The 24,057-nt window shown below is 43.4% G+C and carries 17 protein-coding genes; 9 read left to right on the top strand and 8 right to left on the bottom strand.

Going from position 1 to position 24,057, the window contains the following annotated elements; all coding sequences use genetic code 11:
* Positions 1-113 precede the first annotated feature (113 nt).
* Together barA and SPEA_RS06160 are read left to right on the top strand one after the other, a co-directional pair.
* Positions 114-2,885: a two-component sensor histidine kinase BarA gene (gene barA, locus SPEA_RS06165; RefSeq protein WP_441295995.1), complete on the top strand. Its 2,772-nt coding sequence runs from the start codon at positions 114-116 to the stop codon at positions 2,883-2,885.
* 1 nt (position 2,886) lies between these two features.
* Positions 2,887-3,492 carry a YjaG family protein gene (locus SPEA_RS06160; RefSeq protein ID WP_012154433.1) on the top strand — a complete coding sequence of 202 codons (606 nt, stop codon included), beginning with the start codon at positions 2,887-2,889 and terminating at the stop codon, positions 3,490-3,492.
* Positions 3,493-3,588: 96 nt separating this feature from the next.
* On the opposite strand, the gene SPEA_RS06155 is transcribed toward SPEA_RS06160, so the two are convergent.
* Positions 3,589-4,491, bottom strand: coding sequence for a LysR family transcriptional regulator (locus SPEA_RS06155; RefSeq protein ID WP_012154432.1), 903 nt, complete (start codon positions 4,489-4,491; stop codon positions 3,589-3,591).
* 234 nt (positions 4,492-4,725) lie between these two features.
* Between SPEA_RS06155 and SPEA_RS06150 the strand changes: the two genes are divergently transcribed.
* A complete protein-coding gene (locus SPEA_RS06150) occupies positions 4,726-6,966 on the top strand; it encodes a hybrid sensor histidine kinase/response regulator (protein WP_012154431.1) in 2,241 nt (746 codons plus the stop codon).
* Positions 6,967-7,037: 71 nt separating this feature from the next.
* Entirely contained in the window at positions 7,038-8,660 is a 1,623-nt protein-coding gene (locus tag SPEA_RS06145) for a response regulator (RefSeq protein ID WP_012154430.1), read from the top strand.
* 140 nt (positions 8,661-8,800) lie between these two features.
* Here the strand turns inward: SPEA_RS06145 and SPEA_RS06140 are convergent, their stop codons facing one another.
* Positions 8,801-9,715, bottom strand: a complete 915-nt coding sequence (locus SPEA_RS06140) for a LysR substrate-binding domain-containing protein (RefSeq protein ID WP_012154429.1) — start codon at positions 9,713-9,715, stop codon at positions 8,801-8,803.
* Between the two features lie 216 nt (positions 9,716-9,931).
* Here SPEA_RS06140 and SPEA_RS06135 point away from each other — a divergent pair, with 216 nt between their 5' ends.
* The 3 genes from SPEA_RS06135 (at position 9,932) to SPEA_RS06125 (ending at position 12,303) form a co-directional block, all read left to right on the top strand.
* Positions 9,932-10,381 carry a DoxX family protein gene (locus SPEA_RS06135; protein ID WP_012154428.1) on the top strand — a complete coding sequence of 150 codons (450 nt, stop codon included), beginning with the start codon at positions 9,932-9,934 and terminating at the stop codon, positions 10,379-10,381.
* Between the two features lie 62 nt (positions 10,382-10,443).
* Entirely contained in the window at positions 10,444-11,427 is a 984-nt protein-coding gene (locus tag SPEA_RS06130; protein WP_012154427.1) for a glutathione S-transferase family protein, read from the top strand.
* Positions 11,428-11,541: 114 nt separating this feature from the next.
* A complete protein-coding gene (locus SPEA_RS06125; protein ID WP_012154426.1) occupies positions 11,542-12,303 on the top strand; it encodes a pirin family protein in 762 nt (253 codons plus the stop codon).
* Positions 12,304-13,168: 865 nt separating this feature from the next.
* Here SPEA_RS06125 and SPEA_RS06120 read toward each other — a convergent pair.
* Positions 13,169-15,709, bottom strand: coding sequence for an ATP-binding protein (locus tag SPEA_RS06120; RefSeq protein WP_012154425.1), 2,541 nt, complete (start codon positions 15,707-15,709; stop codon positions 13,169-13,171).
* 522 nt (positions 15,710-16,231) lie between these two features.
* On the opposite strand from SPEA_RS06120, the gene SPEA_RS06115 reads away from it, so the two are divergent.
* Positions 16,232-17,248 carry an IS110-like element ISSpe2 family transposase gene (locus SPEA_RS06115; RefSeq protein ID WP_012153491.1) on the top strand — a complete coding sequence of 339 codons (1,017 nt, stop codon included), beginning with the start codon at positions 16,232-16,234 and terminating at the stop codon, positions 17,246-17,248.
* Positions 17,249-18,398: 1,150 nt separating this feature from the next.
* Positions 18,399-20,060, top strand: a complete 1,662-nt coding sequence (gene recN, locus SPEA_RS06105; RefSeq protein ID WP_012154424.1) for a DNA repair protein RecN — start codon at positions 18,399-18,401, stop codon at positions 20,058-20,060.
* Between the two features lie 97 nt (positions 20,061-20,157).
* Here the strand turns inward: recN and SPEA_RS06100 are convergent, their stop codons facing one another.
* The 5 genes from SPEA_RS06100 to ribBA form a co-directional block, all read right to left on the bottom strand.
* Positions 20,158-20,652, bottom strand: a complete 495-nt coding sequence (locus tag SPEA_RS06100) for a phosphatidylglycerophosphatase A family protein (protein WP_012154423.1) — start codon at positions 20,650-20,652, stop codon at positions 20,158-20,160.
* The gene (thiL, locus tag SPEA_RS06095; RefSeq protein WP_012154422.1) at positions 20,652-21,611 is read right to left on the bottom strand and encodes a thiamine-phosphate kinase; all 960 of its coding nucleotides are present in this window, start codon (positions 21,609-21,611) and stop codon (positions 20,652-20,654) included. Before thiL ends, SPEA_RS06100 begins: the two co-directional genes overlap by 1 nt.
* A 173-nt stretch (positions 21,612-21,784) precedes the next feature.
* Complete coding sequence (gene nusB, locus SPEA_RS06090) at positions 21,785-22,192, bottom strand: transcription antitermination factor NusB (protein ID WP_012154421.1); 408 nt, start codon at positions 22,190-22,192, stop codon at positions 21,785-21,787.
* A 14-nt stretch (positions 22,193-22,206) separates the two neighbouring features.
* On the bottom strand, positions 22,207-22,683 hold the full coding sequence (gene ribH, locus SPEA_RS06085; protein ID WP_012154420.1) for a 6,7-dimethyl-8-ribityllumazine synthase: 477 nt from the start codon (positions 22,681-22,683) through the stop codon (positions 22,207-22,209).
* A 145-nt stretch (positions 22,684-22,828) separates the two neighbouring features.
* Entirely contained in the window at positions 22,829-23,932 is a 1,104-nt protein-coding gene (ribBA, locus tag SPEA_RS06080) for a bifunctional 3,4-dihydroxy-2-butanone-4-phosphate synthase/GTP cyclohydrolase II (protein ID WP_012154419.1), read from the bottom strand.
* Positions 23,933-24,057: the final 125 nt, after the last annotated feature.

Below are 24,057 nucleotides of genomic sequence, written 5' to 3'. Positions count from 1 at the left end.
TGCTCTCTAAATAGATAAAAAACTGGCCAAAACAGGTTAATATCTGGCAGTCTATCGATAACTCACATTATATTAAATGGTAACCCATACAAAGAATGAATGATGCCAAGAATATGACCAAGTACAGCCTTCGTTCGTGGGTTCTGGTATTGGCGTTAGCCCCTACAATTTTAGTGGGTATCTTATTGGGTGGCTATTTTACCATAAATAGATTCTATGAACTTGAAGATACGCTCATAGAACAAGCAAGTAATATCATCGAGCCCTTGGCAATTGCCTCCGAGGTGGGGCTTGAAAGCAAAGATTTCGAAACCACCAAGAGACTAATCACCTCTGCACAATTGAATAAGGCATCATTAGTACAGTTTATCGCTATCTTCGATGCTAATAACCGGGTTGTCATCACCTCTCATCATTATAAAAATCACGAAGTCATGCGCTTCGACAAACCCTTAGACTCGATGCTACGCACCGAACTTGAACAAGTCGGCGACAGTATGATTTTGCGCTCTCCCATTTTTAAGAGCAGTAATATTCCAGTTCAAGACTTAGATAGGGATCCACAAGCTAATCCTGACATCGCAAAAATTGGCTATATCGCCATCCTTATTAATAAGGAAAATGCACTACTGCAGCAGCACAGAGCTGCCGTAGCCGCCTTTATTATTGTATTAATTGGTGTGCAGCTAAACCTCTTCTTCACCTTCCGCCTACTTAAAAACGTGACCCAGCCTATTACCGACATGGTTCGCGTGGTGGCCAAAATTCGAGAAGGAAAACTCGATACCCGGTTAACGGGTAACTTGATTGGTGAGCTGGATCTGCTTAAGCGCGGTATTAACGCCATGGCAGGCTCTTTGTCTGAGTACCACGATGAGATGCAGCAAAACATCGATCAGGCCACTTCTGATTTGCGTGAAACACTGGAACAGATAGAGATCCAAAACGTCGAACTGGATATGGCAAAGAAACGCGCTCAAGAAGCGAGTCGTATCAAGTCTGAGTTCTTGGCGAATATGTCACACGAACTGAGAACCCCCCTTAACGGTGTGATTGGCTTTGCCAAACAGCTACTAAAAACCCCACTTCACTCGAGTCAACAAGACTATATTCGCACCATAGAGCGCAGCGCTACCAACCTACTGAGTATCATTAACGACATTCTCGATTTTTCTAAGTTGGAAGCGGGTAAGATGGTGCTAGAAAATATCCCCTTCTCGCTGCGTGAAACCATAGAAGAAACGGTAACCATGCTGTCGAGCAGCGCACGGGAGAAAGAGTTAGCCTTGGTCATCGATGTCGACGCTCGTATTCCAGAGGATGTCTCTGGCGACGCCATGCGCTTTAGCCAAATCATTACCAACCTAGTGGGTAATGCGATTAAATTTACCGATAAAGGCAGCGTGCAATTAAAGCTACAGCTTGAAGAGGTCAAAGACGGAAAGGTACATATACGTTGTGAGATCATAGATACAGGCATAGGGGTCGATGAGCAGCAACAATCCTCTCTATTCCAGGCCTTTGGTCAAGCAGACTCCTCGATATCACGTCGTTTCGGTGGTACAGGATTAGGGCTGGTGATCACCAAACGATTAGTTAACCGCATGGGCGGCCAAATAGGCTGTTATTCAGAACCTAACCAAGGCTCTACATTCTGGTTCTCGCTACCGCTTAATATTAGCCAATATTCAATCAATGACACTTTGCCGCTGTCGACGCTTGAAGGCAAAAGTATCATGCTATTTGAGCCTAACGGCCTTACACAGCATGCGATTGAACGTATGTTGCTGCGCTGGGGCCTAAAAGTCACTATTGCAAAAAATATCAAACAATTAGAATTTGTCCTTACTCAATCTAATCATGTCTTTGATTTCGGCCTAATGAGCTGCCGCGCTGTCACTACAACCTCACAGCCAGCGAATGCACTGAAGCTGGCAAAGTCAAAGATCGATTACCTACTGCTTATCTCCGATTGTATCGAACAAGAGGATGTTTTCTCCCAGATTCGGCCTTATATAGATAAACAGCTTTCGATGCCCGTCGGCGAAAAGTTATTATCGAGCTCACTATTGGATCCACACTCCTCGGTTTTAAACGATAACTTAATAGCATTAACACCTCTATCCGCCCCTATAAAACAGGAGAACTTAAGCGTACTTGCTGTCGATGATAATCCGGCTAATCTAAAACTGATTGATACCTTACTAAAAGAATTAGTGACACAGGTACAGGTTGCAGATACTGGAGAGCTAGCCGTAAAGCTCGCAAAAGAGCGCAGCTACGACTTAATCTTTATGGATATTCAGATGCCCGGCACAGATGGAATTACGGCGACCAAACAGATCCGAGCCAACTCGGCAAACCGTAACACCCCCATTATTGCGGTCACCGCTCATGCTATCGCCGAAGAAAGAGAAAGGATCACCTCCAGCGGCATGGATGGTTACTTGCCAAAGCCTATCGATGAAGCAGCCCTTAAAGGCGTCATTACTCGCTGGAAGACCAAACCTAAGTTTACCCATTTCGAACAGCGCACACTTAATTGGGAACTTTGTTTGACCCAAGCGAATAACAAGCCAGACTTAGCACTGGATATGCTAAAGATGTTGTTAAAGTCGCTACCTGAGACTGTTGAGCACATAGAGTTAGCACTCTCGAATTCAGATAATGACAAAATGCTTGCCAGCATCCATAAGCTTCATGGTGCCAGCTGTTACTGCGGGGTACCAACGACCCAATCACTTTGCCAAGAAATTGAGTCGAGCTTAAAGCGCGGCGTATCGGTGGAAGATGTAGAACCGGAAATACTAGAGTTACTTGACGAGCTAACTAAGGTAGAATCTGCCGCTAATCAAGTGATCTCCCAGCTATCAGTGGATATATAAGATGACAAACAAACAGGGATTTTTTAAACGTTTAAAAGCATTAGAGTTACCCCAGAAAAAGCTTTTTGCGGTTGCCCTATGCCAACGCATGCTACCTAACTATCAGCTTTTTTCTGAAGTGTGCGAATTTGGCGATCCAAAAGTACTCGACACCTTGCTTAATCTACTTTGGCAATCGATGTACGATAACAAGCTCAAGCTGAACATAGATATCTACCTTGAACGCCTTGAAGACAATACCCCTGAACCAAGCGACTTTGATGTTTACGGTGTGTATCCAGCTATGGATGCCGCAGTTGCATTAACCTCACTTATCAGTGCGCTACAGAGCAAAGTCGAAGAAGATATTACTAACATTAGTAAACTATCTTCATCCACAGTTGCTAACTACATCGAAGCAACCTGTGAGCAGGAGTTCAAAAACGAAGACGAGCTCGATGACTATATCTTCGGCCACGAAGTGATGCAGGAAGAGAAAGAGATGCAAGAATCTCTTTTACAAATCATCGAGGAAAACCCATCAATGAAGGCCGACTTCATTAAAGGTTTGCGTAAAGAAATCGTTGAGATCGGTGTATCAAATATTGGTATCGAAGCGAGCCGATAAGTCTAATCAGCCATACTTAAATGTCTGAAGCACGATCACTCTAAAGCGCATAAGGTTAATCACCTTGTGCGCTTTTTTGTAACAGGTTTAAGCCCGTTAACTTGTCATCGAAAACAGACTACCAGCCTTTGACTGCATAAACTCGATGAACAGTTTCACCTTTAATGGCTGATGACTGCGCTGATGATACAAAATTGAAATGCGTCTCTTCTCTCCAATCCACTGAGGCAGCAAGGCTTGTAACGCGCCCGATTTAAGCTCTTTCTTAACGAAAAGCTCGGGGCCATAGAGAATGCCACCATCGTCAACCGTAGCCTCAACCGCACCATGCAAGTCACTTAAGGTCAGCTTAGCCTTACCATCGTAGTAAAATGACTCCCCAGATGGGTGCTTAAGCGACCAGTTATACAGAGGCCACACCTTAATCAAATCGTGGTTTTCCAACTCACCAGGATGCGTTAATACCGGCGCCTTGTTGATATACTCAGGTGAAGCAAATAAGCCGTAATTCAGTACGCCCAAGGAGCTAGAGATCCAAGAAGAATCTGGCTGAGTACCGCCGACGATGGCGACATCCACGCCCTCATCAATCAAGTCAATCACGTTATTGTTTTGTGCAATATGTAGCTGAATATCGGGATACTGCTCGCAGAACTCATTGAGCGTCTTAATAAAAATCATCGAGACAATCGATACTGGTGCTGCTATGCGTAGCGTGCCCTCAGGCTTATCCACACTGAGCCCGCTAATGCTATCAAACTGAGAGATAATCGACTGATATTGCTGAAACAGTGCTATGCCCTCCTCGGTTAGCCTAAGCTTACGGGTATTGCGCATCAGCAGCTGTTTATCTAACACAGTTTCCAACTTGGTCAACTTACGGCTAACTGTCGCTATTGGCATATCTAGCTCTTTAGCAGCTTGAGAAAAACTGCCTGCATTCACCAGATGCACAAATTGATAGATCAGCTGCAATTCCAATCCAAAGTTGGTACTCATCAATATATATCCTGCTACTAAAAAAAGTGAGCTAAAGCTAGCCGTAATATTATACCAAAGCATAAATGGGATAGTGTTCTAGCTCAATATTATCGGCTTTTGACCTATGGCAAAATCGACAAACGTCAATACGAAGTTAGCGATAAATCGCCCTGAATTTGGCTAAACAAAAAATAGCCATAAAAATAAATTGGTCAAAAACTCGTTTTAGACTATTATGCGCAACCTTTTTCAATGACCGCTCAACAAATGGCTAAACCTGTTGTCTTTCTGTTGCTATTCACTGGCTTATCAAGCTCGCTATTAGCACATTCTTTTGAACTCAAACCACAAGAGCAGCTACAGCCAAAAACACTGGTTACAGCGCCCACCGTTACGGCAGGTCAAGAGTCTATCGCACTCACTAGCCAACTTAAGTACGACGAAACCCTATCAAGGTTTTTCCAGTTGATCTTATTTACGCTTATTTCTCTAGTGCTAGCGCTTAACTTCTTGCGGAGTAAAAAACGTAAAGTGTTTTTATCACAAGCCCTTGCCAGTGGCCAAGCCAGTCATGATCAGATGCAGTGGTTAATGGCCGTACTGGATAATTTTCCCGGCATGGTGTTGATCTCTGACGCCAACGGCAAACCAATGTTAGCCAACAAGGCCTATAACACCTGCGTACAGAGCGGCTCAGCGACCAATCCCGACTCAATTATCAGTGTCGGCAATAGCCAGAGTGATGAGTACGCGATAGCAGATAAATATTACCGCATCTCCCGTGAAGTCATCCGTCATAATGATGGTCATGAATACCACATCACAGTGTTTGCCGACTTCACCGAATTAAAGCAGCGCAAGCAAGAACTCAAGCTTTCTCAGCAACAGGCTGTCGACGCATTAAAGGCAAGAGAGTCATTTTTAGGGATTATCAGCCATGAGCTGAGAACGCCTCTCGCTGCAATGATAGGTTTAATGGAGCTACTAAAACCTGAGCTTAAATCGACGCAAAATCAAGAGTTAATGAAAAATGCTCAGGCCTCTGCCGAGCGCTTAAAAGCCTTAGTTAACGATATCTTAGACTTCTCCAAAATGGAGGCGGATCAGTTACTGCTCGATATTTATCAAGGCAATATCTTTGATGAACTCGGCTCTATGCTCAGAACACTCGAAGCCGGCGCTCGAGTCAAAGGGCTCGAGTTTATTGTCGACTGGCAACCCACAAGGCTCTGTCATGCAAAGCTCGATTGGCTCAGACTCAGCCAACTGGTCAACAACTTGGTGAGTAATGCCATCAAGTTCACCCAACAGGGCTTAGTCAAGGTTTCGGTATCGAATACTGAGCAACAGCTGTACCTGTCGATTGAAGACAGCGGCTGCGGCATGACGTCGGCGCAATTGCTCACGCTATTTCAACCCTTTGTACAAGGTGACCCAAGCATTAACAGAAACTATGGCGGCAGTGGATTAGGCATGTCTATCGTTGAGCATTTAGTGCAGCTAATGGGTGGAGAGATAAAGGTGCAGAGCCAACACGGTCAAGGTACTCAAGTTTGTGTGAGCCTACCCGCTGTATTTCACCCTTTAACACAGGCTATCGTGCCCGACGTCCAAACTCAAAATGACAAGCTAACAGGCTGGCTCATGCAGTGGGGAGTGAACTTACATCAACAAGGTGCATGTGGACTCCCCCTTGATGAGTTTAATCTGTCGAGCAATATCTACCCGGATCTATTGTTAAACGCGCTTTGTTTACCAAATGAGCTCGAGCAGCACAATACGCCTACAAATCTAAAGTATGCAGGAAAAGTGTTAGTCGCCGATGACGATCCCATCAACCGTTTCCTGTTTCAGAAACAACTTAAAAAGTTAGGCTTAGAGGTGGTGACAGTGAATGATGGCCTGGAGGCACTCGATTACTTAACTCATCACTTAGGAGCCATAACCTTGCTTATTACCGACTGCCATATGCCTAACCTAAATGGCTATGACTTAGTGCGCAAGCTTAGAGCTAAAAGCGAGTTTAAAGCTTTACCTATAATAGGTTGCACCGCAGAAGACTCGCGCTTAGTCGCCGAAAAAGCCCAATGTGTAGGCATGGATGAGCTCATCTATAAGCCCTACTCCTTCTATACACTTAGCACGCTATTAGGGCGCTATTGCCGATTGCAACCAACAGATGCTGGTCAGGATAAACTCGACTGGTTAAATGAATATGAGATAGAAGAGCAACTTGAGTTTTCAGCCGTTGTTAGAGACTCGCTCATTGCAGATAAAGCACAGCTTGTAGAACAAGCGATACCACTTGCGGCAATCTGTCATCGTATCAAAGGGGCCGCGAATGCACTCAATCTCCATGAGTTAGCCTCCCTCGCCTACGCCTGTGAAACCGTGTCGGCTGCTAATGCCTCGTTGGCAACTAAGCGACTCGTCGATGAGATTGACTGCATCATCACAGCGATTAACAACTGGCTCAGTAAACAATATTTATGATTATTTGATGCTCGCAGGCTTAGTGATTAAGCCCGCTCATCAACACTTTCGTTTTTTGGACAATACCCTTTATGCAATCTTTTCAATCATTAAAAGTGCTAGTCGTAGATGACGCACCGACCTTCCTCTTTACCATAAAGAGTATGCTGGTGAAGCTAGGCTTTTTAGAAAACAGCGTGCAGACCTGCAAGTCGGCCAAGATAGCCCTCGAACTTGTATCCAATAAGCCGTTCGACGTAATTATCTGCGACTATAACTTTGGTACAGGTATGAATGGCAAGCAGTTGTTTGAAGAGTTTAAGCATCTGAATCTATTGTCTGACGAAGCCGTTTTTATCCTCGTTACTGGAGATAATTCAGCGGCAACGGTTAGACCTATCATAGAGCTCAAGCCCGATGAGTACTTATTAAAACCTTTCAATGCTGTTTCTCTAAAAGAGCGGATCTCGGTAGCCATTAGGCGCAGACAAAAATTGTCAGGCCTCTACGCAGCAGAGCGCACCTTAGATGCTCAGAAAGGTTTGCAGCTATGTGATGATCTCGCCCCGTTTCATCCTGAGTATTACTTCGTGGTTAAAAGGTTTCGCGCCTCTTTTCTCACCATGTTACAGCGCCATGAACAGGCTAAACAGGTTTACGAATCGACACTTGCAAAGAAAGAGCTCGACTGGGCTAAGGTCGGCTTAGCAAATTCCTTAGCCAATCTAGGTCAAACCGATGAAGCGGAAAAGATCATCAACCAGCTACTCATGTCATCGCCTAACGATACACGAATTAGAACCGAGGCCGCCTATCTAAAACTGAAAAGCCACGATACGCCTGCCGCTATTTCGCATCTAGAAATAGCTAGCCAACTGGTGCCCGGCAACTCAGAGCGAGAGCTCATCATAGTCAACTTGTGTCTATCGGTTGAGGACTACCAACAGGCGCTAAATCGCTATCGCCTGTATCTGGAGATAAACAAAGACACCTATCGCAATAATGAGTTTGCCAAACTCACCCTTATAAGAGTGTTGCTATATGCTTGCCAAACCAGCCCTAATAAGGCCAATCTTATCGAGGAAGCCAAGCATCACTTCAGGCTACTAATGGAGTCAAAAGATGCATCTATTCAGGATGAGATAGAGCTAATTAAGGCGCATATATCACTTGAGCTGGGCTTCTTTCGCTCGGCGATTAATATCCTAAAAAACCTACATAGCAAGGAATGTTTCAGCCATTTTTATGCCGCGTATCATTACGCATGGCTACTCAATGCCATGAGCGTTGAAAATGAGTTTAATCAAGCCATACAGTGGTGTAGTCAGACCTTAGGCTATGAGCAGAGTCAGATAGTGTTTTCGAGTAAAGTCACCATGCTGGACGGATTAAAAAATAGCAATGAGTCTAAGAAATCTTGGCTTAAAGAGAAGTATCTCACCATTAAAAAAGACCAAATAGACAACTCAACGTTGCTAGAAACTTATCTCGCGATCCACGAGAAAGCACCACTGCTGAAGATGGTGTGCTTAAATATCATCAAGTCACTCTCCTACGTCTGGCCCCAGGGAGCCGGTGTCGTGCAGGTAAAGTTGATAATAAGCCGCTGCGATAACGTCGTCAGACAGCTTTACGCAGAACAGGAATTAGTAAACATCAATTATCAAGATTACTACCTAGCGGCGATAGATAAATGCAAAGGCAGAGTTAAATAAGCGCTTAGGATAAACGCTGATAATCCCTCTAATAACGTTAGACTGTATCTAACAGCTAACGTCGTGGCGCTTCGTGGTGAGATTCACGCTATGGGAGATGCAATACATGATATTTCATATGAATTTAATCATTTGCTCACTTAAGCATTAGGGTTATTTTCCTCTAGTAACATCGCCTTTAACCGGTTCAACCCTTTCCCTTTATTTGTGATTTTCCACGCCATAAATAAATCTTGAGGTGCGGGTTTATTTTCTAATTCAATCACAACCAACTCGCCTAACTCAATATATGGCTGGGCCATAGATGTTGGTAAATGACCAATTCCTATTCCAGCAAGAATGGCGGCAATCTTTTGTGTAATAGAGCTCACATAAAAATGTTGGCTGCCTTCGAGCAAATTAGCTGACCATGGAATTTCATGTTTCGCCGTATCATGAACAATCACGCTTCGATATTTGCTTAGTTCGCTTGTTTGAGTCTGCTCGTTAGCGCGCAACGCCTCGGTTGCCAGCTCATGCGATTTGCTAACAACCAATACACTGTTTAATTCCCCAGTCTTTATTGCTCTGATCCCTTTTTGATTAGGTACCGGAGCTGGGGCACCAATCACTAAATCGACTCTATCTTCAATTAACGCTTCCCAAGTGCCATTCATGACCTCTTCTTGCACATCCACCTCAATGTTTTGATGTTCAGATAAAAATTGCTGTATGACAGTGAAAATAGGATTGATATCAATAATTGAGTCGCAAGCGATGCGAATTTTAGGCTCCCAGCCATTGGCGATGGTTTGGGTTTGCTCTGACAAAGTATTGATTACAGATAAGACCTTACGGCCTTCCACTAATAAATGCTTACCCGCGGGTGTAAGCACCGCTCGCCGTCCTTGTCGCACAAATAATGTTACGCCTAATTGTTCTTCTAGCTTTTGCACTATGTAAGAAAGTGCTGAAGGGACTTTATTTAATTGCTCCGCTGCTGCGGCATAACTGCCCCGATGTTCAATCGCATCTAAGACCAATAATGCTTCAATACTAAGCGGAGGTGTATTCATTGTTGAACCCTTCATTTTTTTAAGCCAAGTTTTATGTCGACAATGAGCGACTCACTTATAGCACCCATTAATTGTTCAAATTTTTTGAACATATCGAACAAACATTAGGGGTTATTCAATATTTTTTCAACTTATACAATAGCAACATATTAACAAGAACCCATTATCAACACGCCACTAATAACCCATATTGGATGAATACTAAGGTAAAAGAATATGAACATTAAAAACATTGCTAACATCGTCACTAAAACAGAACAGTCAGTATCAGCACTACCACTTAGATTAATTGCTGGAATGCTTTTCATGGCTCATGGCGCACAAAAACTTTTTGCTTGGTTTGGTGGCTATGGCTTAGAAGGAACGGGACAATGGATGGAATCTATTGGACTGGCACCAGGTTACTTAATGGCATTAATGGCTGGCAGCGTTGAGTTTTTCGGCGGTATATTATTAATTGTCGGATTGCTGACCAGACCAACCAGCTTTGTTTTAGCCATCACAATGATAGTCGCCATTTTTAGTGTCCATATTGATAACGGCCTATTCATGGCAACCAATGGCTATGAATTCGCGCTTACATTGGTCGCTATATCAGTTTCATTAATGTTTAGTGGCGCAGGTAAGCTATCTCTAGATAGTGCAATCGCGCAGCGTTTAGCTTAATCAATACAGAGTACCCCCCCAAAATAGCACATTGCTCATCCCCAGAATTAAAGGCACCGACCATGACATCTGTAAAAAATAGTTGGAACAGCAGTATCAAAAATGGCGAGTATCAGCGTAAAGAGTCACAATTTAGAAATTGGATAACCCCCGATGGCAGTGCAGGTATTAGCGGGCGAGAAGGGTTTAAAGCGGAAGCTGACCGTTATCATTTATACGTATCGCTAGCTTGCCCATGGGCGCATCGCACCTTAGTTTTCCGTCAGCTAAAAGGTTTAGAGAATTTAATTACCGTGAGTGTTGTACACCCTGATATGCATGATAAAGGTTGGAGCTTTAAGCATGATGAAGCATCAGCACAGCTTTATGGCACAACGGGTGATGATTTATACGGGGATAACTTTATTGGTGAAAAGTACCTGGCTCAAGATCCTGATTACAGCGGCGTGAACAGCGTACCTATTTTATGGGACAAGAAAAATAACGTCATAGTTAACAATGAATCATCTGAAATTATTCGTATGTTCAATAGTGCTTTTAATGACATTAGCGGCAATACACTCGATTTTTACCCAGAGCATTTACGGGGAAAAATTGATATCGAGAATGAGCTGGTTTACCACAAGATTAATAATGGCGTGTACAAAACAGGCTTTGCGACGACCCAAGAAGCATACGATAAGAATGTCACTGCGTTATTTGCAGCACTCGAACAGCTTGACCAGAAGCTTTCGACACAACGTTATTTAACCGGAAATGAACTGACCGAAGCGGACTGGCGCTTGTGGGTTACCTTGGTGCGTTTCGATTCTGTTTACCATACGCACTTTAAATGTAACCTAAAACTAATTGAGCAATACAACAATATTTATCACTTTATGTTAGAGCTGTACCAAATGCCTAATATTGCTAAAACAGTTAATCAAGCACATATAAAACGCCATTACTATGCAAGCCATCTAGCAATCAACCCCTACGGTATTGTGCCAATATCCCACAAACAGGATTGGACGGTTGCTCACACTAGAGACGAGCAATTTAGCTAACAACTGGCGAGCAAACGCTCATATTTAAATATTCGATGCTCATACAGCTCATTGATAGCAGACGTTAGCGGCTATTTATCAATGAGGCTTATATTTACAGCGCAAGGAAATCTTATGATCAAACATTATCCCTATAACCGTTTAGGTCATGCTAACCACGGTTGGCTTAAATCTAAACATCACTTTAGCTTTGCCAATTATTATAATCCTACGCGCATGGGCTTTGGTAAATTACGTGTGGTCAATGATGATTGGGTTGAAGCAGGTACCGGCTTTGCATCGCACCCACACCGGAATATGGAAATTATCAGCTTTATTCGCTCAGGCGCAATTACCCATCAAGACAGTACAGGCAATATAGGCATCACCGAAGCGGGTGAAGTACAAGTGATGAGTGCAGGCAAAGGCATAGTGCACTCGGAATATAATCGCACCAAAGACCCATTAACCCTTTATCAAATTTGGATTGAGACCAATAAGCAAAACGTCGAACCTCGCTGGGAAAGTAAAAAATTCCCTACGCAGCAGACAGAGGAACTGACGCTATTGGCATCAGGCTATAGTGAAGATACGAGCAAAACCGATACTGAGGCTGATGGTAAGAAAGATAGCCAGGCGCTTTTTATCAACCAAGAAGCACGTATCTACGGGGGCAAGTTAGCCAAAGGTACAGTAATTGAACATAACATTAACCATCAAGCGTATATTTTAGCCTCTAATGGTATGTTCGACATTGAAGATGCCTCGGCCACCGGTAGTCAAATAGACAATATAACCATGAATAAAGGTGATGGTGCTGAAGTGACTCAGTCAAAGTCCATTAATTTAAGCGCTACAACTGATTGTGAAATCATCATTATTGATACAATCGAATAGCCAAGTTACTACAGGCCTAAACTTTACGGCCGCGGGCCCATGACCTGCCTGCAGCATATAAGAGTGCTCCCTTATCAGCTCAATTTCCCTTAGGAATTGAGCCTTCTTAAATGACACCGCCTCACTAATCCTAACCCCACTAATATAAGCCTCGCTAATACAGCCCCCGATAACGCAAGCCTCAGCAAATGGATTAATTATTAAATAAACAGTGAGTTAATCAGTATTAAAAGAGATTCAATTGATTCTAAAGGATAAAGCAATATACGCTGCTATGCGGTGACCTCATCTTTCTCGCTAACGCACTTTTGGACAAAAGTGACTTAAAGTTTTTAGTTCGAAAACCTCTAAAGCGTTTTAAGCAATCAAGCGGTGCTTGATAAAAGTCGTGGCGCTTCGCCCACACCCGAGCAAGGAGGACTGCTCGTCCTTATCCTCCTTGCATCCACCATGACGCCCCGACGAAGTTACATGCATTAGATACGAGCCTTATACTTATTCGAAATAGTCTAACGCTTCCGATGGGGCATCCTGCCCCGCGAAAGCTATGCCCACATCCATGTGGGCATTACGACTATTTCTTCAACGTATTTCGGCAACTTCGATGGGGAAAGGGTGTTTTCTGCAGGCCTAAATGCGCTATTAGGGTTTTGAGTTATGACTATAGCCCTAGCTCGTTTTTGGACAAAAATGCGCTAGAGTACTGACTCTAGCGCTAGTGACTCAGATGAGAAAAAGTATCTCAAACTCCCTTATTCACTCCGCTCCTTGATCAATTAATCTTGGATTTATACTTAGGAGCTGCATAGTAGGATTAGTCAGTGTATGGTGTTGAACCATACACTAACATCCAAATCAATTGCTGCTAGGCTGTTACCTTTAGTTTCTTGTTACGCATTGACCCTTTCATATTTCTATATGTTTGCTCAAGCTTTATTGCTAGCGGCTCTCTGTTTCCAGCACCACTTCGTAAAATCTGAGGTGCCCACTCCAGATTATCTCTAAGTTCACGAAAAGCAGTCTCAGAAACCAATTTTTCATCTACAAAAAAATGGGATACCTCAATCATTCGGTTAAAGTTTACACTTCTAATATCTCCTCCATTAACAGCGTTTATTATTGCGCTGCCAGCTATTTCATACTTGGAGTTATTCATCGATTCATCCCATAAAGCATCAACTACTTTTACACTTAATTGTTTATGTTCTTCCCACTTACCTCTCTTTGAAATTTTCAGAAGCTTGGATAGCTGTCCGTAGCAAGAAACAAGATATCTAACCTTGTTTTCATAATTTTTAGTATTACTTGCTTGGTTGTAATTCGCAACAGCACACCTTTCAGCCCATTGAGAATCAAATTTACCAATACTACGAAGCGCACTTTCACAAACTTCCAATATCGAACGGCTACTTCCACTGTTAACTTCTGTCTGATACCACATTTCAAAAAAAGCAGGCTTCCTTTGCCCTTTAATAAACGCTTCAACGAAAGACTTTCTTGCAACCTCATCACTAACTAAAGGGTCTTCATAATCTGTTTTAGCAAGAATAAAGTAAAGATCACTATTTTCTTTAAAGCGTGGCTTCTTTATAAGTGCGCGTACGGTATTTCTCGAATCACTAAATCTTTCTGCTGCAAGAAGAGAATTGCATTGCCTCACGGCAGCCCCTACCTCTGGAATGTGAACCCGAGTATTTGCTTCTAAACCTTCACCAATTTCTCGAATCCTCTTTATGTATGCTTCAGAATTGGGAACGATCTCGTTTGCTATTGATAGTACTAACTTACTTATTGATGATGTACTTTCAAACCGAGGTTCCTCTTCAATAAATCCCATGCTACTTACGAGAAATAGATTTCCGAGCTGTTCAAGTGCAATGTTAACTTCTGAATTCTCAAAATCAGTGTATTGATGTAGTTCGCTACGGGATAAATCACCTACGTAGCAAATGGTTAATAATATTTTTATTGCTTCTGGAGATAACTCTGATACTTCTTTTCTTAATGCAGCTTCGCGAACGGTATCTCCACTCTTTCCTGACCAATCTTCAATAGCTCCTTCGAGCGAGAGACCTAACTTACATAACCTAAGTATTGATTCCGTAAACAATGGTGAGCCTTCTGAGGCTACATTCAATTTCCCAATGTTTTTCTCATTAAAATTTGGCAGACCGATAGCATCGCATAAAGTGTTAACGAGCTCTATATACTCTTTACCTCTTAAGCCTGGGACTAATATAGAAGAATCACTAGAGTAAATATTATTGGCTCGTGTGGTCATTAACACTCTAGATGATGTACTTGAAATAGAGCGAGCGATCTCCATAATACGCTTTTGCTCTTCAGGTGAATTGGAGTCAATATCATCCACAACAACAAATGATGGAATCAAAGCTAATCCATCTCTTGCAGCCCTTTGCAATTGCTGCAAAGTAAATTCACTTACTTCATCTTGTAAATATCCAGTTCTTAAACACACCTCTTTAAGAAGAGTTTCGAGATCTTTATAGTGTGTCTCTGGAACACCAACATATTGATTATAAACAGCTTTGAACTGTTGTTTTTTTGCGGTAAGCCATATTACTTGTTCAAAAAGATCAGTACCAGACTGAATGATCAGTTGCGAAAACTCATAAGCAATTGATGTTTTTCCTTTACCACCATCAGCTGCTAAGACATTCGTATATTTAAAGTCATCAGATAGCCAAGACCAAAGCTCTTGGAGGATTTCAAATCTCCCGATGAAATCAGGGCAAATGAAGTTTTTGTCGGGGAGGTTGTGTTCAATTATATTTTTTCTTATTTTCTTTGGCACACCGTGTTCAGCGTCAAAATGTCTATCAGAAACAAGAAATTCGAAATCTGCTTGGGAGACAACTCTTTTACACTCATCTATCTTTCTAATATAGACGGTATCTTTCTCTAAAATCACTTTTCCCTTGGAGTTAACACCATCAACTATCGAAGCTATTGAATGGTTTTTTTTACTTCTTTTAGGGATATGAAGCAAACCAATAATCAAATCACCTTTATCGGAAGAAATGACGATTTCTTCATATGTGAGATCAAGTCTTTGATTGAAGTATCTATCAAACTGTCCTCGCAATTTTTGCTGATCAATTAGATTCTTTTCCACGCCACTCAGAACGAAAGAAGTATCCTTCTCAACCTCATCTACACCAAAAATTAAGTAGCCCCCATAAGTATTATGAAAGCTAATTATTGATTTTAGAGTTTTTAGAGTTGCATCCTTAGTATCTTCGAAAGTTTTTTTATAGTCCCAAAGCTCACATTCTTTTGAAAGAAATGAACCGTCTGGCCTAACAAGGTTATCGATAATAGATTTCGAGACATTACCACTTAGTATTCCCTCATAAATTTCTTTTTTTATTTTACTAACATCCATATTGGCCTCTAAATAAGTTTTGAACGATGCTTCGGCACGTAACTATCTATAATGAGCATACGTAGAAAGTTTGACTGAACGCACATGCACATTTAGTAAAGCTAATGTTTAAGTTTCAGTTTATCGAAGCTATTGATTAATAAACACTCTAGCAAAGTCATACTCAATAAACGAGCAGAAGCTGAAAAGTAAGTATGAAATGTGATGTATTGCTGAAAGCAATCTGTAACGATTAGTAAAAGTCGGTCAACTAGCTTGTTACTTATCAGTGTGATCTATCACCTGAAACACGTTTTGGGGCAAAATAAAGTTACGAAACTCACATGAAACACTAATCCCCCATCGGAGTTGCCGAGGTCATTGAAGAACTCTTGTAAACATTAGCTGCGTGAGCGAGGCAGGGATGCCGAGGTAGCTTTAGTAGAGCCATGGATAATGGAATGGACCCATCCACTTTTAATCGGCCTCGCAATGGGCCACGATGTAGTTGCTTAAACTCATCAGAAAGAGGACGGGTCCACTATGAACATTACTACAATTGGTCTTGATATCGCAAAGTCCGTTTTTCATTTTGTTGGCGTTAATAAAGCCGGAAAGCTTGTCAAAAAGAAGATAATTAAGCGCAAAGAGTTAGTGCTTTTTCTTGCTCAAATAGAACCTTGCCTTGTTGTGATGGAAGCCTGTGGCGGTGCAAACTATTGGGCTAGGGAGTTCGAGAAAGTTGGCCATCAAGTTAAGTTAATAGCACCCCAGTATGTCGTTCCCTACAGACAAGGAAATAAGAATGACTATAACGATGCACTTGCGATAGCTGAAGCAGCACAACGCCCCAACATGCGCTTTGTAGAGCCTAAGCCAGTAGAGCAGCAAGATATTCAGATGCTGCATCGAATGAGAGAAAGACTAAACAAACAATCTACTGCACTGATAAATCAAGTGAGAGGTATGCTCGCTGAGTACGGCATTGTCATCACAAAAGGAAAAGCGTCTTTTAGGACAAAGCTACCAGATATTCTAGAAAATGCCGATAACGAATTAACAGTCAAAGGCCGAAGTGTTTTTTATCAACTATATGAAGAGTTTAATGACATTGAGAAGCGACTTAAAAACTGTGATGCCCAAGTTCAACAAGAGGTGAAAAGTAACCAAGTATGCCAGCGCTTAGAAAGCGTACCAGGCATTGGCCCTGTGACTGCCACAGCATTTTATGCAGCTGTTGGGCAAGGTAAAGATTTTACCAATGGGAGACATTTTTCAGCATGGTGCGGTCTAGTACCCAAACAGCATAGTAGTGGCGGGAAAAATAATTTGCTTGGTATTAGTAAGCGAGGAAACGCTTATTTGAGAACGCTATTTATCCACGGGGCAAGAACTGTCTTACAGCATAGTTCTAATAAAACTGACAGATTTAGTTGCTGGGCTAGCGCACTTGCAGAAAGGCGTGGCTTTAACAGAGCTTGTGTTGCCGTAGCTAATAAGCTTGCACGAATAGCGTGGGTTATAGCAGCAAGAGAAGATGAATACCGTATCACAGTATAAATTAATCATTAACGCGTCAACTTAACGAGATAATCATAAGTTTTGCTAACCACCAAGTTGCCAAGATAATTGATTTGATGATGAGACAGTCAGACTGTTCTGCTTAAAACCTTGCTTCGCCACAGGCTCTAAAGAAGCCGTAAGGATGATAAGGAAAGTAGAAGCAAATATCCATCAGGGCCAGAGGAGTACCTCAATAACAGGCCGAATATATGGGTGCAATGAACTCTTCTCAAAGTCGATATTAAATATCTTGCAAACCGGATGGGTCCATATATGGCGATTCTGAAGCGATAGCGATTTTCGAAAATGAGTGAGGCCCGTTTCTAATGCATGTAACTCCGTCGGGGCGTCATGGTGGATGCAAGGAGGATAAGGACGAGCAGTCCTCCTTGCTCGGGTGTGGGCGAAGCGCCACGACTTTGGTCAAGCGAAGCTTGATAGTTCCAAGACTAACCAACTTTGGGGCAAAAGTGAGTTACAAAACTCACAGGAAACACCCATTCCCCATCGGAGTTGCCGAAGTACGCAGATGACACATTACCTAAAAGAATGCTGTAGAGCCATCATGGATGATGGCTCAGGCTCGGAGGGACATGGCCGCTCTTTGGCATCCATGCCATCACGGCATTTGTGAATCCATTCACATCAGATGTCCCATCTGAGCCGTTAGTCAATTTTTATTGGAGTATGAGGATCAACAACTTCGTCGGGGCGGCTAGGGACTCTTTATGAAGGAAATAGGCAAGAGGGGGTAGCTGTTTCCCCCTTCTTGGCCGAGTGTGAGCTGGAAGCTCACGATTTTGGTCTGGCGCCAGCCTGATGCTTTAAGTCTCATGTGTGGGCAAAGCGCCACGACTTTCGTCAAACGAAGCTTGATAGTTCTAGGGCTAGCCTCCCCTTTTCGTTTTTTGAAAAACCGAATTTTTATTCCTACACTCATAAAAAGATAACAAAGATCTGTTTCAAATACCCCATAGACGCCATCTGCAAACTAATATAAATCTGAGCTAATACCAAAAGCCAAACCAAAAGCTAAACCAGAATGAAAACGTGATTCACCTCAACGGATTTACCAACAGGGTATTTACTGTATGAATAAACAGTATATACTGTTTAACCATACAGTGTTTTGATAAAGGACATCACTATGCTTTGCCAACTCAGCATCAACAACTTTGCTATTGTGCGTTTCTTAGAGCTCGACTTTAAAGCCGGCATGACCAGTATTACTGGTGAAACCGGTGCGGGTAAATCGATTGCTATCGATGCCCTCGGCCTATGTTTAGGTAACCGAGCCGACGCCAATACCATTAGACCTGGTGCCACTAAGGCCGAAGTAAGTGCCCGCTTTTTATTAGATGATACCCCAGCGGCAAGACGCTGGCTTGAAGATAACGACCTTGAGCTCGGAGATGAATGTATCCTGCGCCGCACCATAAGCAGCGACGGCCGCTCACGCGCCTATATCAATGGTAACCCTGTACCTTTGGCGCAGATAAAGTCCCTTGGTCAGTTGCTTATTGGTATTCATGGCCAACATGCTCACCACGCTATGCTAAAGAGTGAGCATCAACTGATCCTGTTAGATAGCTATGCTAACCATAAAATGCTGCTCGACAGTGTCGCTGCCAGTTACCACAGATGTAAAACCACTGAGAAGCAACTGCACCAACTTGAGATGTCGCAGCAGGAACGCTTAGCCCGTAAACAGCTACTGCAATATCAAGTTGAAGAGCTAAACGAGTTTGCTATCAATGAAGGCGAATTTGAGTCGATTGAGGCCGAACATAAGAAGCTGGCTAACAGCACTGCATTAATCGAACTGTGCCGTAATCAGCTTCATATATTGCAAGACAACGATGATGGCAGCGTTGAGTCGTTGCTCAACACCTCTATCAGTCAGGGTCAAGATCTTGAGAGTTATGATCCTGAGCTTGCTAGTGTACTTGCCATGCTTAATGACGCCCTCATTCAGGTGCAAGAGAGCAGCAGCGAAATTGAGCGTTACTTAGATGGCTTAGAGCTGGACCCCGAGTATTTTGCTCATCTAGAGCAGCGCCTGTCTAAGACCATGCAACTTGCCCGTAAGCATCAAGTAATGCCAAATGAGCTTTATACGCATCACCAAAGTTTATTGGAAGAGCTTGAAGACTTAGGCTCAGACTCTGACAAACTAGATGATATTCGTGAGCAGCTAAACGCAAATCGCGAAGCTTACCTGCAACACGCTAGAAAGCTCAGCCAAAGCCGTAGCCGTTACGCTAAAGAGTTAGATAAACAGGTGACTCAGTCTATCCATGAGCTCAACATGCCTAAGGGCAAGTTTACCATTGCAGTGAACTTCAATGAGGCAGTTATCACCCCAACAGGTTGTGACAGCATTGAGTTTTTAGTGTCAACGAACCCTGGTCAGCCGCTACAGCCTATCGCTAAAGTTGCCTCTGGTGGTGAGCTATCACGCATCGGCTTAGGTATTCAGGTGATCACCGCCAAGAAAGTCTCGACGCCTACGTTAATCTTCGATGAAGTCGATGTGGGAATTTCAGGGCCAACCGCAGCGGTTGTTGGGCGTATGCTGCGTAGCCTTGGCGAGTCGACTCAGGTCTTTTGTGTGACTCACTTGCCACAAGTTGCCGGTAACGGCCATCAACATATGTTCGTCAATAAGAGTAGCAAGGCTGGTCAAACTGAGACCTCTATGGTGGCGCTAGATAAAACCCAGCGTATCGAAGAGTTAGCGCGCTTATTAGGCGGCGACACCATCACCAACAACACCTTGGCTAACGCCAAAGAGTTGCTACTAAGTTAATTTTTAAAACTTATAAAAACTAAAACCCATAAAACAAAATGCAGAGCTAAGCTCTGCATTTTTTATGTTGCTAACTATTTGATGCTAACAGATGCGATTAAGCAAAGTAGTAGGCTAAGCCTTGTAGACATAGCATGGAAAAAATACCCGCTAAGACATCGTCAATCATAATGCCGAAGCCACCGTGAACCTTGGCATCAAGCCAGCGAATTGGCCATGGCTTTAAGATATCGAAGATACGAAACAGTACAAAACCCACAACTAACCATTGCCAACCCGCTGGCGCGGCTATCATGGTGATCAGTAGCCCAGCCACTTCATCCCAGACTATGGCGCCATGATCGTGTACCCCCATATCTTTCGAGGCTTTGTCGCAGATATAAAAACCCGCCAGCACACTCAATACCGTTAGGGCGATATACCAAGGCAAGCTTAGCGGTGCCATCAGCAGAAAAACAGGAATAGCGGCCAAGGTGCCAAAAGTACCCGGCGCTTTGGCTGCTAAGCCTGAGCCAAAACCCAGCGCAAGGAAGTGTATAGGATTCTTCAGTGATAGCTTTGCAAGCACTGGGTCTTTAGAGAGTAGATTCATTAATTAAAGTGCTCAAAACCTAAGTTTATCGGTTCAAACGGTTTATTGTCGCTAAGCAGCTTTAACTGGCCACCCGTGCACACCTGCCCTATCTGAGTAAACTTAACTCCTGACTCGGCTAAGGCGACTTCTAGCATGCCTTTTTGCGCTTCATTGACGGTAAACAACAACTCATAGTCTTCACCGCCTGTCAGCGCATAACTGAGTGCCATCTCTGGTGAAACACTGGCTTTAAGTGGCTCAGACAATGGAATATTGTCGACGTTTATTACTGCGCCCACATTAGAGGCTTTCAGCACGTGCTGAATATCTGACATGATGCCATCTGAGATATCGATGGCACTTGAGGCGATATTTCTAAGCGACTGACCAGCTAATACTCTCGGTGTCGGTCGATAATGACGTTGAATAAGATAGGCTCTGTCCTCTGCATTCGCTTCGGCTTTATTTCTCAGTAGATCTAAACCCAGTGCTGAATCACCTAAAGTGCCCGTCACATAGATCCAATCACCATTTTTAGCGCCGCTGCGGGTCAAGCCGATATTATTTGGAAGTTGGCCGTTGATGGTGATGGTAATTGAGCGAGGACCACGCGTCGTATCCCCCCCTATCAATGCCACGCCGTAATACTCGGCAATATCAAACAGGCCGCTACTGAATTCAGCCAGCCAGGTTTCATCGACCTCAGGTAGTGTCAGTGCCAATGTCATCCATGCAGGCTCTGCGCCCATAGAGGCTAGATCTGATAGATTCACCGCCAAGGACTTATAACCGAGATCGGCTGCTGGCATATCGGGGAAGAAGTGGACATTTTCCACTAAGGTGTCACAAGAGATGGCAATAGATTTATTGTCTGCTGGCTGAACAATGGCGCAATCATCGCCAATACCAACAACGACATCTTTGCGGGACTGGGCACGCCCAGTAAAGAAACTTTCGATTAATTGAAATTCTTTCACAATACCAATCACAAATAAGAGTAAGTATTCAGGGAGAAATGAGATAAGTGTAGTTCAGGCCGTCACTCAAGCGAAAAAGGAAGCCATAAGGCTTGCTCAAAGTGGGAATACGCGGACTGTTCTTCGCTCCCTAGCGGATATAACAAAAACGGCATCCGAAGATGCCGTTTCTACTACTTATTGCGTGCTACCAGCTTATCTAGAATGCCGTTAACAAACTTATGTCCATCTTCTGCGCCGAATGCTTTTGCAAGCTCGATAGCTTCGTTAATCGCTACCTTGTAAGGCACATCCTTACGGAATGTCAGTTCATAAGTTGCGATACGTACAATCGCTTTTTCAACTGGATCCACTTCATCGAGTGGACGAGTCACGAATGGAGTAATTAGCTCATCCAATTGACTCTTCTTAGTTGCAACGCCACCTAATAGCTCACGGAAGTAAGCGATATCAACGCCAGCAACATCTTGTTCAGTTAGAAACTCATGCTCAACATCAGCAATATTGTTACCACTTAGCTGCCATGAATAGATGGCCTGAACGGCTAAACGGCGTGCCTTACGGCGCTCTGAAGGCTTCATTAAATTGTCCTAAATTACAGCTGTTCTTCAAGTGCTTGCAGAACGTTAACCATCTCTAGCAGACCAAGTGCAGCTTCACCGCCCTTGTTACCTGCTTTAGTACCCGAACGCTCAATAGCTTGTTCAATGGTATCTGTGGTTAATACGCCGAATGAAACTGGGATATCGAACTCAAGTGCAACCTGAGCCAAACCTTTATTACATTCACCTGCTACAAAATCGAAATGAGGTGTACCACCACGGATTACCGCACCTAGTGCGATGATTCCGTCAAATTTTCCGCTCGCCGCAACACGACGTGCAGCCAGTGGCAGTTCAACAGCGCCTGGCACTTTAACTACAGTGATGTTTTCATCTGCAACTTGGCCAAAACGCTTAAGAGTGTCAACCGCGCCATCGAGTAAACTATCAACAACAAAGCTGTTAAAACGTGAAACTACGATCGCAACTTTGGCGTTTTTCGATTCGATATTACCTTGAACTACGTTCATTTATCTTACCTAAATTAGCTTAATTACCCTACATAGGGACGGAAGAGGCGGTATGATACCACAGCACTCCCTACTGATCTCTATGCAATTAATAAGAAAAGTGTGAATTTAAGCCTCAGGCTGAAAAACAACCTGAGGCAGGAATTTAATCTGCAATATATTCAGTTACTTCTAATCCGAAGCCTGAAAGAGAGTGATAACGCTTCGGCGAGCTCAATAGACGCATAGATGTCACGCCTACGTCAGCTAAGATTTGCGAGCCAACACCTACTTGGCGCGAAGTCCCCTTCCACGGTGCTGCAGCTGGCGTACTGCCGTTGTCTTCGGCTTCAAACGCTTTAACTTTAGCGAGAATATCGCTGCTATGTTCCTGATGACCCAGTAACACCAACACACCGCCCTCTTCGCTGATGCGCTTCATCGCTTTCTCTAGCGGCCAGCTGCGTTGCTGATCGCGCTCTGAGTGCAATAAGTCATTGAAGGTATTTTGCAGGTGTACACGCACTAAAGTGTTGTCTGAAACTTCGCCTTTAACCAACACATAATGCAACTGGTTGTCGATAGTATCGCGGTAAGTCAGCATCTCAAACTCACCAAAACGAGTTGGCAGTTTACATTTGGCTTCACGAATGACTGTGGTTTCTTTGGTATTACGGTATTCGATAAGGTCGGCAATGGTGCCCATCTTCAAACCGTGCTTCTGTGCAAAGATTTCAAGATCTGGGCGACGCGCCATGGTACCGTCGTCATTAAGGATTTCAACGATAACCGATGAAGGCTCAAAGCCTGCAAGACGTGCAATATCACAGCCAGCTTCGGTGTGGCCTGCGCGAATGAGTACGCCGCCTTCCTGTGCCATCAATGGGAAGATATGTCCTGGTTGAACAATATCTGATGGCTTAGCATCTTTACCTACCGCCGCTAATACTGTTACCGCGCGGTCTTGCGCCGAAATACCGGTAGTTACGCCCTCGGCCGCTTCAATTGAAACGGTGAAGTTAGTCGAGAATTGCGCGCTGTTGTTAGTCACCATCAAAGGCAGGCTAAGTTGCTGACAACGAGCCTTGGTCAATGTCTGGCAAATCAGGCCACGGCCAAAAGTCGCCATGAAATTAATCGCTTCTGGCGTCACCATGTCGGCTGCCATGATGAGATCGCCTTCATTTTCTCTGTCTTCGTCATCCATCAAGATGACCATCTTACCTAGACGAATATCTTCAATGATCTCTTCTATACTATGTAACGCCATGTTCAGACCTTTATTTTTTCACTGTATTCTCACTGGGCGCCTGTTAAAGACACGATGAAAATCAGCGGTAAATGTAATGATTATTCTATTCTTTATATAAGACAAATTTTACTGACAAACTAATC

The sequence above is a fragment of the Shewanella pealeana ATCC 700345 genome (assembly GCF_000018285.1).
Classification (GTDB): Bacteria; Pseudomonadota; Gammaproteobacteria; order Enterobacterales; family Shewanellaceae; genus Shewanella; species Shewanella pealeana.
This window is presented reverse-complemented; position numbering and strand designations above follow the sequence as displayed.

Coding starts and splice junctions, on each gene's coding strand:
- SPEA_RS06155 (WP_012154432.1), bottom strand. CDS start 4,491: ATGAGTACCAACTTTGGATTGGAATTGCAGCTGATCTATCAATTTGTG.
- SPEA_RS06130 (WP_012154427.1), top strand. CDS start 10,444: ATGACATCTGTAAAAAATAGTTGGAACAGCAGTATCAAAAATGGCGAG.
- SPEA_RS06150 (WP_012154431.1), top strand. CDS start 4,726: ATGACCGCTCAACAAATGGCTAAACCTGTTGTCTTTCTGTTGCTATTC.
- SPEA_RS06160 (WP_012154433.1), top strand. CDS start 2,887: ATGACAAACAAACAGGGATTTTTTAAACGTTTAAAAGCATTAGAGTTA.
- ribBA (WP_012154419.1), bottom strand. CDS start 23,932: ATGGCGTTACATAGTATAGAAGAGATCATTGAAGATATTCGTCTAGGT.
- SPEA_RS06140 (WP_012154429.1), bottom strand. CDS start 9,715: ATGAATACACCTCCGCTTAGTATTGAAGCATTATTGGTCTTAGATGCG.
- ribH (WP_012154420.1), bottom strand. CDS start 22,683: ATGAACGTAGTTCAAGGTAATATCGAATCGAAAAACGCCAAAGTTGCG.
- SPEA_RS06115 (WP_012153491.1), top strand. CDS start 16,232: ATGAACATTACTACAATTGGTCTTGATATCGCAAAGTCCGTTTTTCAT.
- SPEA_RS06145 (WP_012154430.1), top strand. CDS start 7,038: ATGCAATCTTTTCAATCATTAAAAGTGCTAGTCGTAGATGACGCACCG.
- SPEA_RS06135 (WP_012154428.1), top strand. CDS start 9,932: ATGAACATTAAAAACATTGCTAACATCGTCACTAAAACAGAACAGTCA.
- SPEA_RS06120 (WP_012154425.1), bottom strand. CDS start 15,709: ATGGATGTTAGTAAAATAAAAAAAGAAATTTATGAGGGAATACTAAGT.
- SPEA_RS06125 (WP_012154426.1), top strand. CDS start 11,542: ATGATCAAACATTATCCCTATAACCGTTTAGGTCATGCTAACCACGGT.
- recN (WP_012154424.1), top strand. CDS start 18,399: ATGCTTTGCCAACTCAGCATCAACAACTTTGCTATTGTGCGTTTCTTA.
- nusB (WP_012154421.1), bottom strand. CDS start 22,192: ATGAAGCCTTCAGAGCGCCGTAAGGCACGCCGTTTAGCCGTTCAGGCC.
- barA (WP_441295995.1), top strand. CDS start 114: ATGACCAAGTACAGCCTTCGTTCGTGGGTTCTGGTATTGGCGTTAGCC.
- SPEA_RS06100 (WP_012154423.1), bottom strand. CDS start 20,652: ATGAATCTACTCTCTAAAGACCCAGTGCTTGCAAAGCTATCACTGAAG.